This is a genomic window from Yunchengibacter salinarum, from assembly GCF_037658235.1.
Lineage (GTDB): Bacteria > Pseudomonadota > Alphaproteobacteria > Sphingomonadales > Kordiimonadaceae > Yunchengibacter > Yunchengibacter salinarum.
Genome location: NZ_JBBJLN010000009.1, coordinates 85,863 through 103,752, shown reverse-complemented (window position 1 = coordinate 103,752; position 17,890 = coordinate 85,863). Strand labels below are relative to the sequence as shown.

Here is a 17,890-nt window from a genome sequence, read left to right as displayed (position 1 = left end):
CGCCGCGATCAGCAAGCGGGGGCGCATCTTCAATGGATCGCCGTGCCGGGCCGCCCGGTGTGCCCGGTTCATGGCGGCGGCCCTTTGCGGCGTGGACATCAGAGAGCCTAGGGCGGCCCGCGAATGGCGGTGGGGTTGCTTTGGCGCCCGCGCAGCGGGGCAGGGGCGGGGGCCTTCGCCCGCAGCGCAGCGGTGAGCGGGGCATCCACCATGGGCGCCGGTGCGGGGGCATGGCCGGGGGTATGGTCCCCCGCCTGGCACAGTACGCATTCATCGTGAATCCGCTGATCCAGATGGTCCGTTTCATGCGCGGACACGCCCGCCTGCACGCCGAAAAAGACGGCGAGCAGCAGAAACAGCAGCGCGGGGCGGATCGTGCGGATCATGGCCTGTCCCAAATCACATGGCTGACCGACCGGTCATCAGGGCGAGTCATAAATCAGCCATGCGGCGGGGTAAAGGCGTTTTCCGGCTATGTGTCGTCCCGCGCCGTCTCTTGGGCGGGCGGAGGGCGGCGCCAGTGTGCATCATCCAGCGGTTCGGCGGCGATCACATAATCCGCGCCCGCTTTCAGGCCGGCCTTGCTGTCGGCCACGGGCAGGGCGGCGGCGCGCAGGGCCTCCACCTGGCCGCGCAGGGCCTGCGCCAGATCGGGGTCCGGCAGATGGGGCAGGCGGCGCAGGCACATATCCAACTGGCCGTTCACGAATTTGGCGCGGTAGCGGATGGGGAAATGGCGCACATCCACGATGCGGAACCCGGCCTGTCCCAGATGGCGCAGCACCCAGTCCACCGGGAATTCCCGATAGGGCCGCTCGCCCGCCAGCAACATGCAGGCATCCCGCAGGCGGCCGATTTCCCATACCAGCCGTTCGCTTTCGGTGCGGGGCGCATAGGGCACATAGGGTTCCACGGCGGTGATATACAGCCGCCCGCCCACATGGGGCCGGACGCGGTGAAACAGGCGGTCCTGCCAATAGGGAGTGAAGCCTTCCACCGCCCCGATCAGATAGTCCATCAGCACCACATCGAACACTTCATGGGCGAACAGGCTTTCGTCTTGCCAGTTGCCCAGAAGCAGCCGGTCCTGCGGGCGAAAGGCACCGCCAAGGCTGGCTTCCAGCGTGCGTTTCATATTGCCCGCCGCGGTCAGCGCCGCCCAGCGTTCGGTGGGCAGGGTGACAATCCATTCCAGCGATTTCCGCCCCGTGCCCGCGTCCAGAAAACTGCCCCAGGGCCGGTCCCCGTGCAGGGTTTCGATGTGGCGGAACAGGGTGGAAACGGGGCCGGGGTCACTCATGCATACAATCCTTTCCGTGCCGCCGCCGCGAGCGGGACCATGCCGCCCGCGGCGCGCGCTATCAATGCTGGCCGGGCACGGGAGCCTTCATCGGGGTCACGGCCAGTTTTTCCACTGCCGCGCGGGCCTCTGCCGGGTCCGGGTCCGGGTACAGGTCGTCCAGCGGCACGCTGGCCCCCACACCCTTGACGATGCGCACATGCTTGCGCTTCAACTGGCGGGGTTCCGGCACGCCGCAACTATGGGCGATGGTCTCCACCTCATGGGTGATGTTGCGGCAATAATTGGCCACGCGATCCGCCTTGTCCATCGGGTTGAGCGCCCGTTGCAGGCGCTTGTTATGGGTGGTCACGCCGGTGGGGCAGGTGTTCTTGTTGCAGCGCATGGCCTGAATACAGCCCAGGGCGAACATGAAGCCACGGGCCGACACCACGAAATCGGCCCCCGCCGACAGCGCCCACGCCACCTGCCCCGGCACGATCAGCTTGCCGCTGGCGATCAGGCGGATGCGTTCCTTCAGGCCGAAAGCGCGCAATATGCCCGCCACGGTGGGCAGGCTTTCCCGGATTGGCAGGCCCACATTGTCCATCAACGGCATGGGGGCGGCGCCGGTGCCGCCGTCGGCGCTGTCAATGGTGATGAAGTCGGGCGCGCTTTCAGGCCCGCGCTTTTCGATTTCCAGGCACAGCGCGGTGATCCAGCCTGTATCGCCCATCACCGCCTTGAACCCGGTTGGCTTGCCGGTCACCCCCCGAATATGGCCGATGACATCCAGCAGGTCCGCGATCGCATTGACTTCCGGGTGGCGGTTGGGGGAAATGCTGTCCTCCCCCACGGGAATACCGCGTATCCGGGCAATGTCCGGCCCCACCTTGTCCGCTGGCAGAATGCCGCCCTTGCCCGGCTTGGCGCCCTGGCTCAGCTTCAGTTCGAACATGCGCACACTGTCATGGGCGGCCACTTGGCGGAGCTTGTCGTCATCCAGCGCCCCGTCGGCTGTGCGCACGCCATATTTGGCGGTGCCGATCTGGAACACCACATCGCCGCCCCCTTCCAGATGGTGCGCGCTCAACCCGCCTTCGCCGGTATTCATCCAGCACCCGGCCCTGGCCGAGCCCAGCGACAGCGCGCGCACGGCGGGCACGGACAGCGCGCCATAGCTCATGCCGGACACATTGAACAGGCTCGGCGCGTCAAAGGGCTTGCGGGCGAACGGCCCGATGCGCAGCGGCGACGTGCGCGCGGCATCCTTTTCCATGGTGGGAAAGGGGCAGGGCATGAAAATGGGGGTGCCCGGCTCGTTGATCAGCTTGGTGGACCCGAAGGACATGGTATTGTCGCTGTCCTTGGCCGCCCCATAGACCCAGTTGCGCTCCGCCCGGTTGAAGGGCATTTCCTCCCGGTCCATGGCAAAGAAATACTGGCGGAAAAACTCGCCCAGCGTGGTGAAGATATAGCGCAGGTGCCCGACCACCGGGTAATTGTTGAGAATGGCATCCTTGGTCTGAAGCTTGTCCCGGATGAAGACCAGCACCAGAAAGGCCAGCGCGGTTCCCACCACAAAGACAAACAGTACCGCCATGAATTGCAGCGTGTTGATCACATAGCCCGGCAGCATGTCCATGAAATAGGGTTCCCTTGAATGCGTGTTGCGAAGTGACCGCCCCGGTGGCGGCGTCAGCGCTGAAATCCTGCGTCGCCGCGCTCAGGAAGGCAAATCACGACCTGCGCCGCGCTATGTGAAGCCGTCTCCCGGAACGGCGTGTTTCATGTGTGTATTCAGGGGGCAGGGCATGGGCTTCAGCGGCAGCCGATCATGCCGGCCACGGGCAGCACCGCTTCCCAGCCGCCCCGTTCCCGCAGGCGCAGCGTGCCGCGTCGGATCACGGCGCCGTCTTTCAGGTCCTGGCGTGGTTCGGGGGTTACGTCCACCGTAATCACGGTGCGCTCATGAGTGTAGCGCTGGTGCGGAAACAGGCCGAAGACGGGGTCGCCGCTCGCCTTGTCGCGGGGCAGCGCACGGGTTTTTCCATCCAGCACCATGTGCGCGGCGGCATTTTCGCTCTCGGTGAAAAAGACCAGTTTCCGCGTCGGCATGGCGGCCCACAGGAACATGCCACAGCGCCCTTCGTTCAATTGCTGGCGCTCCAGCGCGCCCAGCCGGTTCAGAAGGTCGGTGTCTCCCTCGGCGGTGGCATCGGGCGCGGGCGGCGGCGCGGTGGCCGGGCCGTCCGCCCGATCCGCCCCCGCGCAGGCACTCAGCAGCAGGGCCAGCAGGCCCGGCATGAGGCGCAACGGGCCGGGGCTTTGAAACAGACCATTCCGCCTTTGCATACCGATTTTTCCTGTCATGTCCGGGTCTCCTTCATGATGGGCCCGCCGCCGGGGCCAGATGGCCGCGCAAGGTCAGGTCCATGGCCGGGCCATTGGCGCGAAACCCTGCCCGGCGCAAAAGGTCCGCCAGGTCGGGCGGCGCATCCGGCACGGTGATCCGCAGGTCCGTTTCGCCATTGGGCGCCAGGCGCCACAGCGCCGTGATCCGCACCCCGCTGGCGGTGCCGGAAAGCGGTGCCATCACCACGCCGTCCTCGCAGCGCAGGGGACCGCTGAGCACGGGGGCGTCAAATCCGGGTGCCATTCCGCTCTGGCGCAGCAGATCGCTGCGCACGCTGCCGGTAATGTCCCGGCATGTGCCGCTGGCGGACAGGGCGGCACGTTCCAGCGAAAGATAAAGCCCGCCGCTGAGCGGTACCGGCACCGGGCCATTCAGGTCCAGCGCGCTCAGGTCCAGAGTCAGGTCCGTATCCCGGAAGGTCAGCGCGCCGCCGGGCGCGGCGGTCATGGTGCCCCGCCCGCGCAGGGCCGGTCCCGTGGCGGTCCAGTCCGCGCGATAGGTCAGGCCAAGCAGGCTGGCGGGTGCGCCCGTCACGCTCAGCAGCCGCACGGGCGCGTCCGGGTTTCCGGTCAGGCGGCCCCGCCACAGCGTGCCGGTGGCCCCCGCCGCCGACAGACCCGCGCGTTCCAGCGGCAGAAAGAGCGCTACGGCCCCAAGCGGCAATGTGGCCACAAGAAAGCCGATCAGGGACAGCAGGAACAGGCCGATCAGGGGGGTTTTCCGGGTCATGGCCGCCCCCCGCTTTCGGTGCTGAGTACCAGTTGGGCGGTGAGCGCGGCGTCTTCCGGTGTGCCGCCGCTTTCGGCGGTCAATGACAGGCGCGCCAGATGCAGGCCGTGGTCATCGGTCAGGCGCAACAGCCAGCGATGGAACAACCCCGCATCCACCCGGTCGAGCCAGATGGTCAGCCGATCCGACCCGTCCGGGCGCAGGCGGGTCAGGGTCACGCCCATGTCCTGTGCCGTGCGCCCCACCACCCGGCGAATATCCGCCTTGGCCCTGTCTGCGCCCGGTGTATCGGCGGCTCGTGTTCGGGGGGCGGCCAGGTCGGACAGGGCGCGCGCCGTGGCGTCCACCTCCGCCAGTGTGGCGCGGGCGCGCTCCAACCGCTCCAGCCCGCCCGCGCGGTAGGCGCCGACGGGCCGGATCACGCCTTCCCACAGGATCACGGCCACAAGCAGCAGACCAAGCCCCGCCAGCAAGCCCTGCTCGCGCCGGGTGCGGGCGGCCCATATGGGGGCAAGATGCCGTGCCAGTGCGGCAACCCCTTTCCTGATCGGCGGGCCCATCATGCTCCTCCCGTTTGCTGGCTGAGGATCAGCTCACTTACCACCCGGTCGCCGTTCTGGCGCGCGGCGCCTTCTTCCAGTCGCACGCCGCGCCGGGCAAGGCGGGATCGCAGGTCTTCCAGGGCGCCGAAACCACCGGTGATCACCGTGGCCCGCAAGGTGCCCGTGGCCGCGTCGAAGCGCAGGCTTTCCAGTCGGATGGCGGGCGCATCCCTGAGCCCCTGATACAGATGGCTGGCAAGCGGGCCGTACAGGCCGCCCCGGCGCGTGGTGGCGCCGCGCAGCCGGGCGCGCGCCTGTGCCAGGCTGTCCAGGCCGGGGCCGGTGCGGGCCAGTGTTCTGGAGGCTTCCGCCTGCAACTGGTCGGCGCGGGCATGATAGCGCCAGCCTTCCATCAACAGCGTGCCCCCCCAGGCCAGCAGCACACTGGCGGCGAGTGCGGCGGCGGGCCGCCATGGGCGCAGCCGTTCCGCCAGCGGTGGCCGGGTTCTGAAAGCCCCCTGACGGAGCGATATGCCGCCCTGCATCGCGCGCTGTGCCGTGCTGGCGTCCGGGATCGGGGCGGCTTCGCGCAGCCGGTCGCCCATACCCGCCCCAGGGCCGGCCGCCAGGCGCCGGCCCATGTCGGCTGGCAGGCCGTGGGCGTGGATCGGCAGATCGGGGGCGGCTTCCGCCTCGGCGCGGATCAGCGGCTCGGCCAGGTCCGTTTCCAGCGTGAAACCGGTGCCGTCCGGCCGGGCCAGTGCGACCCTGCCGCCCGTCGATCCCCCGTTGTCCGCCACCACCAGCGCATCCTGTCGGGTGAGAAGCTGATAGTCCGCGACAATACGGGCACCGTGCAGCCCGCGTTCCCTGAGCTGTGCCACAAGGTTCGCCAGCGGCGCGCGCTTGACCACCAGCGCTGTTACGGTGCCGTCCGCATTGGGCGGGCCAAGCGCCACATGCACTTTTTCCGGGCTTTCCGCCAGATGGTCTTCCAGTGCATAGGGCGCGGCGGCCAGGGCCTGTGCCCGGTTGCGCGTGGGCAGAACAAGCCGGTGCGCCCCCACATCCGCCCCGCACAGTATGACGTTCACACTGTCGGGCGCGGGGGTCAGCGTGCGTGGCGGCCAGCCGTCCGCCGCGGCCACGGGGTGCGCGGTGTCGCCTTCAAGCGATATCAGGCACCAGCGTGCGGGGGGCGGAGTGTCCGCCGCCGGGTCCGCAAGGGACGTGAACAGGGCCAGATGATGAGTCATGGGCGTCCTTCCTGAAAGCGTTCCCCGAACCGGCGGCGCACCACGCGAATGTCCGCCGCGCTGTCGGCCCGGATCAGGCTTTCCATGACAAGCCGGGTCTCTTGATAGACCACCTCGCTCGTCAGCGCAAAATATGTGCTTTTGAGCGCGGTGGCCTGCCGGGCACTGTCCGGGATGGTGATGCCTTCCAGCGCCCGCTGGGTCCAGAAAGCGTCAACACTGGCAAAGCCGCCGCCGGGGCGTTCCGCCAGGGCCTGTTGCAGGGGGCCGGGCGGCAGGTCGTCCGCCAGCATGGCCAGCAGGGGCCAGTCCGCCGTGTCCAGCGTGTTCAGATTGATCGCCACCGCATCCGCCACCGGCAGGGCGCACAGATATGGGGCCAGGCGATCATACAGGGGGGCGGTCATACCCCGTATGGCGCGCAGGGTGGCGATATGGGCGATCGGTGTATTGGCGGCGCGATAGGCGGGGTTCAGGCCGGTATAGCTGAAATCCTCCGCGCCGCGCGGCTCCGGGCGGCTGTCGCTGTCGATCCAGTCGGTGAGCGCCCGTGTGAGCGCGTCCGCATCGCCTTCCGGTATGTCCAGCACCGTCATAAGGCGCACCAGCCGGGCCCGTGCCGAGGGGTTCGGGGCATAGGTGCCGCTTTCCGAGCGGCTGACCAGGCTGTTCACATTGAAGCAGCCGCTCATGTCCCGCAAATGGCCGCTGACCGTGCCGCCCGCTACCGGAAAGCGCCCGGCGCGTTCGGCCCAGGGTTGATCGCGGGTGGTTTGATCCGGGTTCTGCCGAAGGCTCGCCGACAACGCCAGCCGGGCCAGTTCCTCGGCCCCAAAGGCGTGCCAGCGGGCCTGCATGGCGGCGCGGGCATTGCCGGTGCGGGCCAGGGCAAAACGCATGTCGTCCATCATGGATACGGCCACCGCCGCCATGGCCGCCACGATCAGCAGCACGGTGATCAGCACCGCGCCCCGGTCGCCCGGTTCATGCGCCCGGTGCCGTGGTGGCATGGCGGGGCGGCGACGGTCGCTCATGGTCGGCCCCCCAGCAGGAAGCGCTGCTCTATGGTGCCCAGCCGGTCGTGATGCAGGGTCAGGCGCATGGCGGCGGGCAGGCGCCCGGCGGTGATGTCGCCGGTCTGCCAGCCGTCATGCCAGCGGCCATCGGCGAAAAAGGCAATGCGGGCGCTGGTGATGCCGTCCAGCAGCAGGCGGGTGCGGGTGGCGGTGTCGGTGGCCGGGTCCGGGCGCAGGGTGGCCACCCGTTCCAGCCGCCCGTTCTGCAGGCGGTAGCGCACCGCTTCCACATCCCCGCGCGGGTGTTGAAGCGGATTGGACCAGCCAAGGCGGCGGAACGCGATCAGGTCCGTGCCGATCAGCGCATCGCCCCCCGCCATGCCGGGGCCGGGCTGGTCGCCGTGGCGCCCCCGCACGGGGCGGGGCACCATCTGGGCCATGTCGCGGGCAATGATAGCGCGGGCCAGCAGCAGGCTTCGGGTGCGATCATGGGCGCTGGAAACCTGTTCCCCGGCGGTCAGACTGGATCGGAACAGCGCCGCGGTGGCCGCCGTGATCAGCGCGAACACCGCCATGGCCACCAGCATTTCCACCAGTGTGAAGCCGCCCGTGGCGCCGGGCCGTTGTGTGGCCGCGCCCCTCATGGTGCGCGCACCGTTTCCAGCCGCGCCAGTTCCTGCCCGCCGTCCGGGGGGTGTACGGTGATGCGCACGGAAAGCAGGCCGTTATTGCCCGCGCGCACCTGCTGGCGCCATTGAAAGGCGCGCCCGGCCATGCGGGTTTCGCCTGTGCGGGTGCCGGTGTCCGGGGCGTTGCCGCGCATCATCACCGTGACCAGCCGGTTTTCCGCCACCATGTCCGCCAGCGCCCGGCTGTTCAGGCCGTCCGCCACGCGCACATTTTCCGTGCCCGCCCGGACCAGTGCCAGCGCGCCGATGGCAAAGACAGCGAGCGCCACCAGCACTTCGATCAGGGTAAAGCCGGGCCGGGACCGGGGCCGTGTTACGGGTGTTCTGGGGGGTATGGCTGTCATGGGGCGCCCCCTTCCGTCAGCGCTATGGCGTGGCCCGGCACGCCCCGGATAACGAAGGGCGGGTCGCCGGGCGATGCCCTGTCGGGGGCTATGGTGATCTCGAACGGCGCCTGCATCCCCAACGGCGTGAAGATCAGCCGGGGCGCGGCATCCCCGCCGCGTCCATCCGTTTGGCGGGCCGGGTTCACGGCGGGGGCCAGTGTGCGGGGCAGGGCGGCGCTTTCCCCGTCAATACGGATGCCGGACAGCAGCGATGCGGGCAGGGCAAAGCGCGCGCCCCCGGCCAGAGTGTTTGGCGCCGCTTGCCAGCCGGTGGCCGTGTGCCGTTCTACCTGTATGGCTCGCGCGGACAGCACGACGGTTAGCAGCTCCCCGGTCAGGATGGCTTTCTGGCGCACCAGTTCCAGCCGGGCAGCCAGCTTTTCAGCAGCCCGGTGGCCCGGCGCCGTGTTGGCGGGGGCAAGCGTGAGCGCGACCATGCCCGATACCAGCCCCATCAGGGCCAGCACCACGAGCAGTTCGATCAGCGTGAAGCCCGCTCTATTGCCAGTTGCCGATGTCCGCATTCAGCCCTTCTCCGCCCCGTGCGCCATCCGCCCCGTGGGAGAGGATGTCAAAGGGGCCGTGTTCACCGGGAATGACATAGACATACTCATTGCCCCAGGGGTCTTTCGGCAGGCGCTTGATATAGCCGCCGGGCCGGTAGCGCTGCGGGTTGGACAGGCCGTCCGGCTGGCTGACCAGCGCTTCCAGCCCCTGATCGGCGGTGGGGTAGCGCATCATGTCCAGCCGGTACATTTCCACCGCCTGTTCCAGCGTGCGAATGTCGGCGCGTGTTTTTTCCACCATGGCCCGGTCCTGGGACGGCAGCACATTGATCACCACCACCGTGGCCAGCAGGCCGATGATGACAATGACCACCATCAGTTCCACCAGCGTGAAGCCGTCGTCATGGTGGTGGGTGGCGCGGTGGGTGGATCGGGCGGTGCGGCGGGTCGGGCGGATCATGGGGTGTCTCCTACAGGCTTGCCATGGCATTGAGTTGAAGAATGGGCATCAGTATGGCCAGAACGATGACGGCCACGATCCCGCCCATGGCCACGATGATGGCGGGCTCCAGCAGGGTCAGCGCGGTGCGGGTGACCCGTTCGAAGGTGGCTTCCATGGTCTCGGCGGCTTTCATCAGCATCCGGTCCAGTGTGCCGCTGTTTTCCCCCGCCGCCACCATATAGCTGACCATGGGGGGAAAGGCGTCCACCCGTTTCAGCGCGGCGGGCAGGCTCTTGCCTTCCTGTACCTGTGTGACCACCCGGTCCAGCGCGTCCCGCTGCACCGTGTTGGTTACCGTGCGGGCAGCGGCTTTCAGCCCGTCCACCACCGGCGCGCCGCTGGCGGTCAGCGTGGCGAGGGTGCGGGCAAGGCGGGCCGCGCCCAGATCGCGCACCAGCGGGCCGATCACCGGCAGGCGCAGCACCAGCCTGTCCACCGCGCCGCGAAAGGCCGGGTGGTTGAGGGCGCGGGCGAAGCCGATCCCCGCCAGCACCACGCCCCCCGACAGCCACAGGCCATAGGCGGCGAGAAAGTCCGAAATGCTTATCATGATCCGGGTGAGCAGCGGCAGGGTCTGGCCCATGCCCTCGAACTGCTCCACCACGCGGGGGACCACGAAGGTCATCAGTATGACGATCACCGCCAGCGCCACCAGGGCCAGTGCGGCGGGATAAATCAGGGCCGTGCGCACCTTGTTGCGCATGTCGCGGGTTTTCTCCAGATGCTCGGCCAGGCGCTCCAGCACCAGGCCCAGATCGCCCGCGCCTTCGCCCGCCGCCACCATGGCCCGGTAAAGCCGGTCGAAGCTGCGCGGCTCGCGGGCCAGGGCCTCCGACAGCCGGTGGCCTTCCATCACCTGGCCGCGCACCCGCATCAGCACCGTCTTGATGGCCGGTTTTTCCGCCTGCGCCGCCACGGTGCCCAGCGCTTCTTCCACCGGGGCGGCGGCGCCGACCATGGTGGCGATCTGCCGGGTGACAAGGGCCAGATCGCCGCCCGCGATACGCGGCGACCGGCCCGGCAGGCTCAGGCCCCCGCCGGGGTTGCGGGTGGCGGTCAGTCGCACCGGGGTCAGCCCGCGCCCGCGCAGGTCGCGGCGGGCGGCGCGGGGGCTGTCGGCGGTCACCACCCCCTTTTTCATCCGCCCGGTTCTGTCCAGCGCCTCATAGGCATAAGCCTGCATGGTTTCACCCGTCCGTATTCAGGCTGTCGCCCTGATGGATGACGCGCAGCACTTCTTCCAGCGTGGTTTCGCCCGCCAGCACCTGATCGATGCCGCTGGCTTCCAGCGTGGGGGCATTGGCGAAGGCGGCGTCCTGAAGGGCGCTTTCACGGGCATCGTCATGGATCAGGCGGCTGATGGTGTCGTCCACCAGCACCAGCTCATACAGCCCCACCCGGCCCTGATAGCCAGTCTGGTTGCAGTGGCCGCAGCCACGGGCGCGGTAAAGCGTGCGGGCCTCATCCGCTGGGCGGCCAAGCCGGGCGAGCATGGCCGCGTCCGCCTGCACGGGGGCCTTGCAGTGCGGGCACAGGCGGCGCACCAGCCTTTGCGCCAGTATGGCCTTGACCGCGCTGGCGATCAGGAAGGGTTCCACACCCATGTCCCGAAGCCGGGTAACGGCAGCCACGGCGGAATTGGTATGCACGGTGGACAGCACCAGATGGCCCGTCAGGCTGGCCTGCACGGCGATTTCCGCGGTTTCCACATCGCGGATTTCACCCACCATCACCACGTCCGGGTCCTGGCGCAGCATGGCGCGCAGCCCGGCGGCGAAGGTCATGCCCACCTTCGGGTTCACCTGTGTCTGGCCCACGCCTTCCAGCGCGTATTCCACCGGGTCTTCCACGGTCAGGATGTTGCGGCTTTCCTCGTTCAGCAGGCTGAGCCCGGCATAGAGCGTGGTGGTCTTGCCGGAGCCGGTGGGGCCGGTGACCAGAATCACGCCATTGGGCTGCCTGAGCGCGGCCTTGAAGCGGCGCTCCGTGGCCGGGTCCATGCCCAGTTCCGCTACGGTGAACAGCGCCTTGTCCCGGTCCAGCAGGCGCAGCACCACCCGTTCGCCGTGGCGGCTGGGCAGGGTGGATACCCGCACATCGATGGCGTGGCCGCCGAGCGTGAGAGAGATGCGCCCGTCCTGCGGCAGTCGCTTTTCGGCGATATCCAGCCGGGCCATCACCTTGATGCGGGACACCAGAAGCGGCGCCAGCCGTGCGGGCAGGCTGAGCACTTCCTGCAACACGCCGTCGATCCGCACGCGGATGGTGAGGGCGGATTCAAAGGGTTCCACATGGATATCCGACCCGCGCCGCTTCACCGCTTCGGCGATCATGCCGTTGATCAGGCGGATGATGGGGGCGTCGTCGTCGCTGTCCAGCAGGTCGGCGGTTTCCGGCAGGCCGTCCAGCCCGGATTCCAGGCTTTCCGCATCATTCAGATCATCGCCCAGGCGCTCCGAGTCCACCGCATCCACGGCATAGAGATCGCCGAGGAGCTGTTCAAAGCGGCTTTCGCTCACCGGTTCCAGGCGGATGGGGCGGGCCAGCGCCCGGCGCGCCTCGATCAGGGCGCCCGGCGCGGGGGTGCCACGGGTGCCGAGGCGGATTGGCGCGCCTTGGACGTGACCGTCATCCGGTGCCGGATCGCCCCCAAGCGCCACAAGGCCATTGGCCTTGGCGAAGCCGTAACTCAACTTGCCGGGGGTTTCGTCCGTCACCGATCCGGCTCCCCGTCGCTGTCGGTTGTCGGGGCGGGGGGAGGGGCGGCGGCTTCGCCCTTGCGGCCAATCACGTCATTCATCAGTCGGTCGATAGTGGCGGGGCCGTCCGTATCCAGCCGGCGACGCTGTTCCCGGCGCATCAGGTCGTATTTGCGGCCCGTGACGGCGCGCATGTCCGCGCGGGAGCGCACAATGGTGGGGCGGATGAACACCATCAGATTGGTTTTCTGGCTGGAGCGCCCCTCGGAGCGGAACAACCGGCCAAGACCGGGGATGTCGCCCAGCAGCGGCACCTTGTCCACGGTGATGCGCTCGTCCTGCTCGATCAGGCCGCCGAGCACCAGGATTTCCCCGTTTTCCACGTTCACCGTGGTCTCGATTTCCCGCTTGTTGGTGATGATCTCCGAATTGCTGGCCCCCGCCGTGCCGGATATGGAGGACACTTCCTGGCGGATGAACAGGCGGATGCCGTCGCCTTCATTGATCTGCGGCAGCACTTCAAGCTGGATGCCCACATCCTGCCGGTCCACTGTGCGGAAGGGGTTGGAATTGTTGGTGCCGAGCGCCTCGCCGGTGGTGATGGGGATTTCCTGACCCACAATGATGCTGGCTTCCTGGTTGTCCAGCGTCATCACCGAGGGCGTGGACAGGATGTTGGAGGCCACGTCGCTGTCCAGCGCATTGAGGATCACGCCGAACAGCGTGCCGCCGCTGGTCTCGCCCGCAAAGCCCGCCGAAAACCCGTTCAGGCCCAGAAAGCTGTCGATCGCGCCCTGGCGCAGGGCATTGCCCGCATCCGCATCCAGTTCGTCGTCCAGGGCGATGGCCCCGGTGGCGGCCAGAATATTGGGCGCGGTATTGGAAAAATTGGTGACCGTGAAGGGGATATTGCTGCCGTCCCCGCCCGCCAGAACATATTGCAGGCCCAGTTCGCGGGCGGCATTGTCGGATACCTCGACAATGATTGCTTCCACCAGTACCTGCGCGCGGGGAATGTCCAGTTGCCGGATGACGCTTTCCAGCGTTTTCTGGGTGGCCGGATTGGCGCTGATCACCACCGAGTTGGTTTCCGGGTGGGCGGAGATGCTGGCCCGTCGCTGGCCGCCCCCCTCGCCGGTGGTATCGCTCAGGGATCGGCTGACCGCTTCCAGCATGGTCACCATGTCCCCGGCGTCCGCATGGCGCAGGGTGTGAACGCGGATGTCACCCTTGGCGGCGCCCCGGCTATCCAGTTCCCGAACCAGCGGGACGATTTCGGCCAGCAGGGCTTCATCCCCCTTGAGCAGGATGGTGTTGGATGAGGTGACGGGCACCACGGTCAGCCCCGGGTCCGGGCTGTCCCCTTGTGCCGGGCCGCGCATGTCGGCCAGGGTTTCCGCCATGTCCTCGGCGCCCACATTTTCCAGCGTGATCAGCCGGGTTTTGCGCCGGTCCTGATCCAGCCGGGTCAGAAGGTCGCGGATGCGCCCCATATTGCCCGCATAATCCACCACCATCAGGAAGTTGCCGGTGCGCTCGGCAAAGGTGCGCGCCTGCCGGTTGACGATCGGCTTCACCGCGTTCAGCGCGGTGACGGGGTTGATATGGGACAGGCGGAAAACTTCCGTCACCAGCCTGTCATCGCCGCTGGTCAGGGCGGTGCGGTCCTGCATGGCGGCTTCTTCCGGCACGATCTTGTAGGCGCCGTTCGCCGTGGCCACGGCGGTAAAGCCATAGACCCGCAGCGTGGACAGGAACAGATCGAACAGGTTCTCAGCCGGGATCGGGCTTTCGGAGATCACCGTCACCTTGCCGGTTACCCTGGGATCGATGATGAAGGTGCGCTGGGTCACCATGGCCACATCATCAATAAAGGCCCGGATATCCGCATCCCGGAAATTGAGGCGCTCGGAATTGTCCGTGGCGCGGCTGTCCTGGGCATGGGCGCCGGGCGCCGACAAGGGGGACAGCCCCGCCCCGATCAGGGCAAGCAAGGCAAGAGAAACGATAAGCCATGTGGATGGTCGGGTCATGCGGACGCTTTCACGGTTGATCCTGATAGTCGAAACGCAGGGTGACGGGTGAGCCTTCGCGGTACAGTGTGAGCGTGAGGCCGCCACTGTCGCGGGCTTTGCCGGGCAGGGCGGACAGGTCTTCGCGGCTGCGGATCGCCGCCCCGTTGGCGGCGGTGAGAATGTCCCCCGCCCGCAGGCCAAGGGCGCGGAAGGGGGCGCTGGCCGTGTCCGCCCCGTCCGTCGCCGCTTTCGGCGCCAGGCGGAACCCCTGCGCCGGGGCGTCGCTGGCCGTCGGTGTCATGGTCACGCTGCCCATCAGCCGGGACAGGGTGCCGCGCGACAGGGTGTGCCGGGGCTGGCCCTTTTCGCCCGGTTCGGATATTGCCGCCTCAGGCGGTGCCTGCCCCTGGCGCCGGGCGCGGGCGCGCACGTCTTCGGCGCTCAGGCCGTTCAGGAACAGGCTTTCCCGCGTGCCGCCACGGGATATGGTTACATATGTGGGGCGGATCGCCACAAGGCGCACACCCGGCAGCAAGGTGCTGCCCACCGTAAAGGCGCGCTGTTCGTGGTCCGGCAGGCGGATAATGGCGCTTCCGGGTCGGTTCGGGCCGCCGGTGCGCACGCCGTAAAGTTTCAGATCAAGGCTGGTTTCGGGCGCGGCCTTGGCGGCGGCTGTGTCCGCCCCGTCGCCGTCGGAACCGGCCGTGCGCCGGTGAAAGGGGTCAAAGCCCGTCAGCAGGGCGGCACTGGTATCCGGCAGGCGGTCAGCGCTTGCCGTGGGCTGGCCGGTGGGGAGCCGTTCCGCCATCGGATTGGCGAGCCCGGTAACCGCCCAGAACGCCCGTGCCGTCACATAGGCCAGTGCCAGTGTCAGCGCCACCAGCAGAAAGGGCCGCGCCAGTCGCTCCACGGGCGCGGAAAGCCTTATCACAGAGTGTAGCGTGCGCGAGAATACCGACATTATGAGTGTATTTTCTCACCGCGTGGTTTTGTCAATGTTTGCCCCCCGTGCCGCTGGTTTATCACAGGGCGCCCGACCGTGCATTTCTTTTGCAAAAGGCCGCGCCGGGATGTGCCCCGGCGCGGCGGTTTCTGTTTGATCGTCCGACCGTTTCCGGCCATGTCCCCGGATCAGAACCTGTAGGTCAGGCCAAGCGAGAAGCTGGCCCCGATCGGATAGGTTTCGGCGATCCGGTCCCCCTGCTTGCGCAGGAAATCGTCGAACAGCAGGTTTTCCGCTTCCAGCTTCAGTTCCAGCGTGTCGTCGAACATGTCGATCTCCCGGCGATAGACGAAGTTCAGCATGATCGGCGGTTCCTCGATCACATCCGGGCGGCCTTCAAGGCCCACATCGTCGATCCGGTTGCCGGTGAAGTTGAAGACAAGCGCCGCCGACTCGCCATTGATATAATCGTCAAAACCGATGGTGGCGTTATAGAGAAAGTCGGATTGCCCCTGAAGGTTGCGCTCCAGATTGGTTCTCAGATCATTGTCGTCCGGGATGATGGTGACTTCCGAGTCGATCACGGACACATTGGTTTTAATGTAGAATTCACGGTCTTCGCCGAGCCAGTCCCAGCCGAACCAGTTCTGGAAGTTCAGCTTCTTGTCCAGTTCCGCCTCGATGCCCAGCAGTTCGGCGCTGTCCGCATTGTCGAAGGAGCGGATGATGGACAGGCCCCGAATGTTGAAGGTGCGCTCGATCGGATTGGTGAAATCCTTGTAGAAAGCCGCCACGGACAGGCTTTCATCATTGCCGAAATACCATTCGAAGCGGGCGTCGAAGTTTTCGATTTCCGCCAGTTCCAGTTCCGGGTTGCCCCGTTGCTGGAAGCCCTCTTCGTCCAGGAAGACGGAGTTTGACAGCTCCCGCAGGTCGGGCAGGTCGATGGTCTGGCTGTACCCCAGGCGGAATTGCATGTTGGGCTGGAATTCCCAGGTGGCGGTGAAGGCGGGCAGATACTGCTCCGCGTCCAGTGTCACCCTGATCCGTTCGCCCGCGGGGCCGATACGGAAGGTATCCACCTGCTTGCTCAGGTCCTCAAGGCGCATACCCGCCGCCAGCCGCAGGGACGGCGTGACCTGGGCATCCACGCCCACATAAGCCTGCACATTCTCGAACTGGCCGAGGAAAGTGTCGGACGGGTTGGTGCTGTCCCGAAGCGTGATCCCGCCGGGGCCGATGTTTCGTGGGCCGAAGATGGTTTCCGGCGGCCTTTGCAGCAGCGTGTCCGGCAGTTGCCCGGCGGAGGGGAATTCAAAATTGAAGCGCCGGAAAGCGGAGCTGCGATCCTTGTCGTAATAGGTGAAGCCCGCTTTGAAATCCACCGGCATCTCGCCCACGGTCACGGGCTGGATGATGTCGATGCCGGCCTCGATGCTTTCGTCGTCCAGCGCCGCGAAGGTGGTTTCGTTACGGTCAAAACGCGGATCGAGACGGGTGGACTGGTCGAATTCGAAGAACTCGAAGGTAAGCTGGCGGCGCAGCGGCGCATCCCGGTCGGCGCGGCTGTAATTGGCGCGCCACTTAACCATGGTGCGCTGGAAGTCGCCGCCGATCAGGTCAAAGGCATGGTCGCCGGAAATCTGGTTGGACCAGACCTGGCGTTCCACCCAGTCGATCCGGCTGCGGGTGAACAGCGTGCCCGGATCAAAGGCGAACTCGCCTTTTTCGATCACGGCGGATTTGGTGCTTTGCCGCAGCACGGTGGTGGTGGCCTTCACCGCGTGATTGGCATTGAATTCCGCGCCCACGGAAAACAGGCCGTTAAGCGAAAAATTCTGGCGCGTTTCACGGCGGCCGCAATCATCCCCGCCGCCTTCGAATTCCGATCGCTCGCAGACCGCCTGGGACAGGTCCTGGTTGATGTCCAGGCTGCCGTCCTCGCGCACGGCGAAGGTGCGGCGCAGGCCGAACTTGTTCTGGGTGTCGAAGTCATAGTCCAGCGCGAAGGTGAAGCCCAGATCGGTGCCGTCTATATTGGTGACATCACCGAGCGCGAAGCTCATGTCCAGGCCCGGCAGATTGTCTTCCAGGTCGATGGAATAGCGGTTGGGCAGGCTTTCACCGGCCACTTCCAGTTCCTGCTGGCTCAGCCCCAGAAGGCTGTTGGTGCCGGTGGAATTGGCGATGGCGTTCGACAGCGGGTCCGGCAGATCGCGGAGCGACCCGCCAAAGGTGAAGGCTTCGGAATTGGGGCCGTCATAGTCCAGGCCCCGCTTGAAGGTGGTGGCGGTGTTCACTTCGGTGCCCACGCCCACTTCCATGAAGAACTCGTCCGGCACCGCCTTGGTGCGCATATTGATCACGCCGCCGCCGAACTGGCCGGGATATTCCGGTGAAAAGGTCTTTTGAACCAGTACGGATTCCAGCAGCGCCGTGGGGAAGATGTCCAGCGGCACTACCCGGCGCAGCGGCGACGGGCTGGGCAGCAGGGAGCCATCCAGCAGTGCGGTCTGATAGCGTTCACCAAGGCCACGGACGATGACGAACTTGCCGTCGCTCATGGACAGGCCCGTCACGCGGGACAGCGCTACGGCGATGTCGCCGTCGCCGGTGCGGGCGAAGGCTTCCGAGTCGAGAACATTGGAGATCTCGGAGGTGTTGCGCTTCTCATCCGGTACATACTGGCCCTGAACGACCACTTCTTCGATATCGCCGCCCGGCATCCCCTGAGTGTCGCTGTCCTGCGCGGCGGCCATCTGGCCGGTTGCGGGCAGCAGGACCACCCAGGACGCCATCAGGGCGCGTTTCAGCGTGGTTTTGACTGATGTCATTTTGGCCACCATCCAACTATTCGTTTGTTTCAAACGCGGGCGCCGCGACACCCCCGGCAGGGGTGCCACGGCGCCGCT

General features: G+C 67.0%; 17 protein-coding genes. All 17 read right to left on the bottom strand.

The annotated features are described in order from the left end of the window. Positions 1-107: 107 nt before the first annotated feature. Complete coding sequence (locus tag WGH93_RS11025) at positions 108-386, bottom strand: hypothetical protein (RefSeq protein WP_374764943.1); 279 nt, start codon at positions 384-386, stop codon at positions 108-110. Between the two features lie 86 nt (positions 387-472). After that, the gene (locus WGH93_RS11020) at positions 473-1,300 is read right to left on the bottom strand and encodes a class I SAM-dependent methyltransferase (RefSeq protein ID WP_374764942.1); all 828 of its coding nucleotides are present in this window, start codon (positions 1,298-1,300) and stop codon (positions 473-475) included. Between the two features lie 61 nt (positions 1,301-1,361). Continuing rightward, positions 1,362-2,924, bottom strand: a complete 1,563-nt coding sequence (locus WGH93_RS11015; protein ID WP_374764941.1) for an FMN-binding glutamate synthase family protein — start codon at positions 2,922-2,924, stop codon at positions 1,362-1,364. Positions 2,925-3,100: 176 nt separating this feature from the next. Then, on the bottom strand, positions 3,101-3,652 hold the full coding sequence (locus WGH93_RS11010) for a hypothetical protein (RefSeq protein ID WP_374764940.1): 552 nt from the start codon (positions 3,650-3,652) through the stop codon (positions 3,101-3,103). 13 nt (positions 3,653-3,665) lie between these two features. Continuing rightward, positions 3,666-4,424, bottom strand: coding sequence for a type II secretion system protein N (gspN, locus tag WGH93_RS11005; protein WP_374764939.1), 759 nt, complete (start codon positions 4,422-4,424; stop codon positions 3,666-3,668). Then, positions 4,421-4,987, bottom strand: a complete 567-nt coding sequence (locus WGH93_RS11000) for a type II secretion system protein M (RefSeq protein ID WP_374764938.1) — start codon at positions 4,985-4,987, stop codon at positions 4,421-4,423. The genes gspN and WGH93_RS11000 overlap by 4 nt, the downstream gene beginning before the upstream one ends. After that, on the bottom strand, positions 4,984-6,222 hold the full coding sequence (gspL, locus tag WGH93_RS10995; protein ID WP_374764937.1) for a type II secretion system protein GspL: 1,239 nt from the start codon (positions 6,220-6,222) through the stop codon (positions 4,984-4,986). Before gspL ends, WGH93_RS11000 begins: the two co-directional genes overlap by 4 nt. Then, the gene (gene gspK / locus WGH93_RS10990) at positions 6,219-7,256 is read right to left on the bottom strand and encodes a type II secretion system minor pseudopilin GspK (RefSeq protein ID WP_374764936.1); all 1,038 of its coding nucleotides are present in this window, start codon (positions 7,254-7,256) and stop codon (positions 6,219-6,221) included. Before gspK ends, gspL begins: the two co-directional genes overlap by 4 nt. Beyond that, positions 7,253-7,882, bottom strand: a complete 630-nt coding sequence (gene gspJ / locus WGH93_RS10985; protein ID WP_374764935.1) for a type II secretion system minor pseudopilin GspJ — start codon at positions 7,880-7,882, stop codon at positions 7,253-7,255. The genes gspK and gspJ overlap by 4 nt, the downstream gene beginning before the upstream one ends. Beyond that, positions 7,879-8,271 carry a type II secretion system minor pseudopilin GspI gene (gspI, locus tag WGH93_RS10980; protein ID WP_374764934.1) on the bottom strand — a complete coding sequence of 131 codons (393 nt, stop codon included), beginning with the start codon at positions 8,269-8,271 and terminating at the stop codon, positions 7,879-7,881. Before gspI ends, gspJ begins: the two co-directional genes overlap by 4 nt. Beyond that, on the bottom strand, positions 8,268-8,837 hold the full coding sequence (locus tag WGH93_RS10975) for a GspH/FimT family pseudopilin (protein WP_374764933.1): 570 nt from the start codon (positions 8,835-8,837) through the stop codon (positions 8,268-8,270). Before WGH93_RS10975 ends, gspI begins: the two co-directional genes overlap by 4 nt. Continuing rightward, positions 8,812-9,279, bottom strand: a complete 468-nt coding sequence (gene gspG / locus WGH93_RS10970) for a type II secretion system major pseudopilin GspG (protein WP_374764932.1) — start codon at positions 9,277-9,279, stop codon at positions 8,812-8,814. The genes WGH93_RS10975 and gspG overlap by 26 nt, the downstream gene beginning before the upstream one ends. 10 nt (positions 9,280-9,289) lie before the next feature. Continuing rightward, a complete protein-coding gene (gene gspF, locus WGH93_RS10965) occupies positions 9,290-10,504 on the bottom strand; it encodes a type II secretion system inner membrane protein GspF (RefSeq protein ID WP_374764931.1) in 1,215 nt (404 codons plus the stop codon). A gap of 4 nt (positions 10,505-10,508) precedes the next feature. Next, on the bottom strand, positions 10,509-12,038 hold the full coding sequence (gene gspE / locus WGH93_RS10960) for a type II secretion system ATPase GspE (protein WP_374764930.1): 1,530 nt from the start codon (positions 12,036-12,038) through the stop codon (positions 10,509-10,511). Then, a complete protein-coding gene (gene gspD, locus WGH93_RS10955; RefSeq protein WP_374764929.1) occupies positions 12,035-14,053 on the bottom strand; it encodes a type II secretion system secretin GspD in 2,019 nt (672 codons plus the stop codon). Before gspD ends, gspE begins: the two co-directional genes overlap by 4 nt. Positions 14,054-14,063: 10 nt before the next feature. Further along, complete coding sequence (locus WGH93_RS10950; protein WP_374764928.1) at positions 14,064-14,945, bottom strand: type II secretion system protein N; 882 nt, start codon at positions 14,943-14,945, stop codon at positions 14,064-14,066. Positions 14,946-15,166: 221 nt separating this feature from the next. Continuing rightward, on the bottom strand, positions 15,167-17,812 hold the full coding sequence (locus WGH93_RS10945) for a TonB-dependent receptor domain-containing protein (RefSeq protein WP_374764927.1): 2,646 nt from the start codon (positions 17,810-17,812) through the stop codon (positions 15,167-15,169). Between the last annotated feature and the right edge of the window lie 78 nt (positions 17,813-17,890).

Bases quoted from the DNA above. Each gene is read 5' to 3' on its own strand.
- WGH93_RS11025 (WP_374764943.1), bottom strand. From the start codon at position 386: ATGATCCGCACGATCCGCCCCGCGCTGCTGTTTCTGCTGCTCGCCGTC.
- WGH93_RS10945 (WP_374764927.1), bottom strand. From the start codon at position 17,812: ATGACATCAGTCAAAACCACGCTGAAACGCGCCCTGATGGCGTCCTGG.
- WGH93_RS11020 (WP_374764942.1), bottom strand. From the start codon at position 1,300: ATGAGTGACCCCGGCCCCGTTTCCACCCTGTTCCGCCACATCGAAACC.
- gspD (WP_374764929.1), bottom strand. From the start codon at position 14,053: ATGACCCGACCATCCACATGGCTTATCGTTTCTCTTGCCTTGCTTGCC.
- WGH93_RS11015 (WP_374764941.1), bottom strand. From the start codon at position 2,924: ATGGACATGCTGCCGGGCTATGTGATCAACACGCTGCAATTCATGGCG.
- WGH93_RS11000 (WP_374764938.1), bottom strand. From the start codon at position 4,987: ATGATGGGCCCGCCGATCAGGAAAGGGGTTGCCGCACTGGCACGGCAT.
- gspN (WP_374764939.1), bottom strand. From the start codon at position 4,424: ATGACCCGGAAAACCCCCCTGATCGGCCTGTTCCTGCTGTCCCTGATC.
- WGH93_RS11010 (WP_374764940.1), bottom strand. From the start codon at position 3,652: ATGACAGGAAAAATCGGTATGCAAAGGCGGAATGGTCTGTTTCAAAGC.
- gspK (WP_374764936.1), bottom strand. From the start codon at position 7,256: ATGAGCGACCGTCGCCGCCCCGCCATGCCACCACGGCACCGGGCGCAT.
- gspL (WP_374764937.1), bottom strand. From the start codon at position 6,222: ATGACTCATCATCTGGCCCTGTTCACGTCCCTTGCGGACCCGGCGGCG.
- WGH93_RS10975 (WP_374764933.1), bottom strand. From the start codon at position 8,837: ATGCGGACATCGGCAACTGGCAATAGAGCGGGCTTCACGCTGATCGAA.
- gspG (WP_374764932.1), bottom strand. From the start codon at position 9,279: ATGATCCGCCCGACCCGCCGCACCGCCCGATCCACCCACCGCGCCACC.
- gspI (WP_374764934.1), bottom strand. From the start codon at position 8,271: ATGACAGCCATACCCCCCAGAACACCCGTAACACGGCCCCGGTCCCGG.
- gspJ (WP_374764935.1), bottom strand. From the start codon at position 7,882: ATGAGGGGCGCGGCCACACAACGGCCCGGCGCCACGGGCGGCTTCACA.
- gspF (WP_374764931.1), bottom strand. From the start codon at position 10,504: ATGCAGGCTTATGCCTATGAGGCGCTGGACAGAACCGGGCGGATGAAA.